This window comes from Syntrophomonas sp. UBA1041 (genome assembly GCF_002316705.1).
Lineage (GTDB): Bacteria > Bacillota > Syntrophomonadia > Syntrophomonadales > Syntrophomonadaceae > DTU019.
In genome coordinates this window covers 1-3,884 of the sequence record NZ_DCEA01000113.1, presented here as the reverse complement: position 1 = coordinate 3,884, position 3,884 = coordinate 1, and the positions used below count along the sequence as shown (strand labels likewise).

The following is a 3,884-nucleotide window of genomic DNA, read 5'->3' as shown; positions in this document are numbered from 1 at the left end:
GGTTCCTGGCGGGAATCATCATAATTGGGGCGCCAGTCCACGGTGTCTTTTTCTATATCGCGCAACAGCTCCGCAGCGATTTTGGACATGCGGCTTTCGGTGTAACGCATGGCTGCAGCCGAGTCGCCGTCCACCGAACCGAAGTTGCCGTGCCCGTCGATCAAAGGATAACGCATCGCGAAATCCTGGGCCATTTTAACCATGGTGTCGTAAATAGCCGCATCCCCGTGAGGATGGTATTTACCCATCACTTCTCCCACGATGTTGGCTGATTTCTTATGGGGCTTGTCATGGGTCATGCCCATGTCATATAAAGCGTAGAGAATGCGGCGGTGCACTGGTTTGAGGCCGTCCCTGACATCCGGTATAGCCCGCGACACGATTACGCTCATAGAGTATTCCAGGAATGATTTTTGAACTTCTTTTTCTATATCGATCGGCACTACCCGATCAAACAGGTTAGCTTCTCCCACTCATCACACCTCCCTATATATCAAGGTTAGTTACATATCTGGCATTGGCTTCGATAAACTCCCGGCGGGGCTGCACATTGTCGCCCATCAGATCGGAAAAAATAGCATCGGCCTGCATGGCATCCTGAATATTCACCTGCAGTATGGTGCGGTTTTCCGGATTCATAGTGGTATCCCAGAGCTGTTCGGGATCCATTTCCCCCAGGCCTTTGTAGCGCTGCACCGCCCATTTCTTGTCACTGTTTTGCAGGAAGAGGTTCATCTCCTCATCATTGTGGAAATAATGGATATCATTGCCCCGCTTCAGGCCGTACAGAGGCGGCTGGGCGATATATACATAGCCGTTTTCAATCAACTCGCGCATATAGCGATAGAAAAAGGTCAAAAGCAAGACCCGGATATGCGAACCGTCCACATCGGCATCAGTCATGATAAAGAGCTTGTGATAGCGCGCTTTCTTAATCTCAAAATCTTCGGATATACCGGTGCCGATGGCGGTGATCAAGGCTTTGATCTCTTCATTTGACAGCACTTTGTCCAGCCGGGATTTCTGCACATTGAGGATCTTGCCGCGCAAGGGCAAAATAGCCTGGAAATCGCGGTCTCGTCCCTGTTTGGCCGAACCTCCTGCGGAATCGCCCTCCACGATATACAGCTCACACAAGGCCGGGTTTTTATTGCTGCAATCGGCCAGTTTGCCAGGAAGAGTGGTGCTTTCCAGGGCGCTCTTGCGGCGCGTTAATTCCCGGGCTTTGCGGGCTGCCTCCCGGGCCCGGCGTGCTGAGATGGCTTTATCCAGAAGCTTCTTGGCCAAAGGCGGATTTTCTTCCAAGAAATAGGTCATGTTTTCGTAAAGGGCGCCTTCTACGATGCCGCGAATATAAGTGTTGCCAAGCTTGGTTTTAGTTTGTCCCTCAAATTGAGGGTCTTTGAGCAAGACCGACACGATGGCGGCCATGCCTTCACGGATATCCTCACCGGAGAGATTGCCGTCATTGTCCTTGATTAAATTATGTTTGCGGGCGTAGTCGTTGATAACCCGGGTTAAACCGTTTTTAAAGCCCACTTCATGGGTGCCGCCTTCCTGGGTGCGGATATTGTTGGTAAACGAATACAGGTTTTCACTGTACCCGGTATTGTATTGAACCGCCACCTGTACAATCACATCATCTTTTTGGGTCTCAAAATAAAGCGGCTTTTCATTGATGATCTCTTTGTTTTTATTTACATAAGTGATAAAATCACGCAACCCATCGGAATAGAAAAATTCCTTCTGGTAAGGCTCCTCCTCCCGCAGGTCGCTCACCTTGATGCGAAGGCCCCGGTTTAGAAATGACAGCTCCCTTAAGCGCTGGATGATGATTTCCCGATCGAAAACGGTCTCTTCAAATATTTCGGCATCAGGCAGAAAACTGATGCTGGTACCAGTCTCATCGGTTTCCCCGCATACCTCCAGGGAGCTGACGGGATTGCCTTTTTCATAACACTGCCGGTATATCAGGTTATCCCTGCGTACCTTGACTTCCATTTCGCTGGAGAGGGCATTTACCACCGATAAACCCACCCCGTGAAGACCTCCTGAAATGGTGTATCCGCTGCCCCCGAATTTGCCGCCGGAATGCAGGGTGGTCATGATCACTTCCAGGGCGGGGATTCCTACGGTGGGATGGATATCCACCGGGATGCCGCGTCCGTTATCACAAACCGTTACCCGGTTGCCGGGATGTATGGTCGCCTCTATGGAATCGCAGATACCGGCAACCGCCTCATCTATGCTGTTGTCCACAATTTCGAAAACCAGGTGATGCAGCCCCCGGGAACCGGTAGAGCCGATATACATTCCCGGACGCTTGCGGACTGCTTCCAAGCCTTCCAAGACCTGAATGTCGGCCGCATTATATTCACTGTTACCGTTTTGCACGCATTATGCCTCCTTCAAGTGATGAAATACCCGCTTGTACAGGGTAATGGAGGATATAGGCGAAAGGTACACTTTGTCGTCACAGATAACGACCGCTTTTTCCTTGCCCTTCTCACTGATACTGACCAGATTTTTTTCCATCCGGGCAATTTCCACGATATCACGGACATCGGTTGATACCGGAGGCTCATAATTCAAAATGGCAATAATACTGGGTGCGGAGATGATATAGTTATTGCCGAGATGAATATACATGGTTACAACTCCTTTCGCGCAATGGTTCCATTTCTCACCAGATAACTGCTGGCCTGGAACGGAACCGCAGATATGGTCTCAACGGAGGTTAAAAAGGACTGATAATCAGCCTGAGCGAGTTCTTGCAGCAATAATGCTTTGCGGTGTTGATCCAATTCCGCCAGAACTTCATCCAGTAAAAACAGGGGATAATATCCGCTGATGTCAGCAAATGCATGGATCTCGGCCAATTTTAAGACCACGACCAGATTGCGTTGTTGTCCCTGCGATGCGAATAATCGGGCCAGCCTATCATCCAGATAAATATTGAGATCATCCAGATGCGGCCCTATTAAACTTACTCTTCTTATTGTTTCCAGGGTTCTTTTCTCATGCCCGGCACGGAGCAAGTGTTCCCTGAGAATATCCAGGTTAATTGTATCACTATCTACCGGAAAAGACAGTGCATATCTCAAATGGAGACTTTCAGATTCACCGCCGAGGCGCCGATAAATGGACCTGGCAGCCTCCTGCAAGCGATGCACAAAGCGGATCCGGCTTAAGGCAACCTCGGCAGCGCTCTTTACGAAAAGTTCATCAGTTATGGCAAATACCCTGCTTTTGCCCTGTTCTTTACGCAGCATTTCATTGCGTCGCTTCAGCAATCCCTGGTAATTACTGATTTCATAGGCATAAGGCCGTGAAATCTGACCTAGAGCAAAATCAATAAACTCCCGGCGCCTGGCCGGGCTGCCTTTTATCAAATACAAATCGTCTGGAGTAAACAACACCACTCTCAGACGATCAGCATGGTTGCGATGGGCTTTTTTACTGTTAATTTCAAAAACCTTGCCTTTTTCCCTATCCAAACCGATGCGGCTCTCGAGCTTACGCTCCTCTTTTTCGTAAAGGGCCTGAAGCGAACAGCGCGAAGCCTGATGGTTGATCAAATTAGCTTCCTTGCCGCTGCGAAAAGTCGTAGTGGTAGCCAGAAAATACGCCGCTTCCAATATGTTGGTCTTACCTTGAGCATTGGCACCACTCAGAATATTTAAACCTGACTCGGGCTGGAATTGCACCTGGATAAGGTTGCGAAACTGGTTGAGGCGGATCTCATTTAATCGCAAAAGGCCAATCTCACTCCCTCTTTAGCTGCTGGTTCTCAGAGGTACCAGGATATAGATATAATTGTCTTTTTCAGGATTTTTTATCCGGTTCGCTGGGGCCGGCCATGATAAAAAATCCTGAAAAAGACA

Annotated in this window: 4 protein-coding genes; all 4 read right to left on the bottom strand. The window is 49.1% G+C overall.

The window, feature by feature from the left end:
* A partial coding sequence (locus tag B2633_RS16605) for a DNA gyrase subunit A (RefSeq protein WP_483171796.1) occupies window positions 1-458 on the bottom strand: 458 nt, incomplete at its 3' end.
* Window positions 459-486: 28 nt separating this feature from the next.
* Window positions 487-2,394, bottom strand: coding sequence for a DNA topoisomerase (ATP-hydrolyzing) subunit B (gyrB, locus tag B2633_RS16600; protein ID WP_483171795.1), 1,908 nt, complete (start codon window positions 2,392-2,394; stop codon window positions 487-489).
* Window positions 2,395-2,397: 3 nt separating this feature from the next.
* The gene (gene remB, locus B2633_RS16595) at window positions 2,398-2,649 is read right to left on the bottom strand and encodes an extracellular matrix regulator RemB (RefSeq protein ID WP_481041966.1); all 252 of its coding nucleotides are present in this window, start codon (window positions 2,647-2,649) and stop codon (window positions 2,398-2,400) included.
* A 2-nt stretch (window positions 2,650-2,651) separates the two neighbouring features.
* Window positions 2,652-3,755: a DNA replication/repair protein RecF gene (gene recF, locus B2633_RS16590; protein ID WP_483171794.1), complete on the bottom strand. Its 1,104-nt coding sequence runs from the start codon at window positions 3,753-3,755 to the stop codon at window positions 2,652-2,654.
* Window positions 3,756-3,884: the final 129 nt, after the last annotated feature.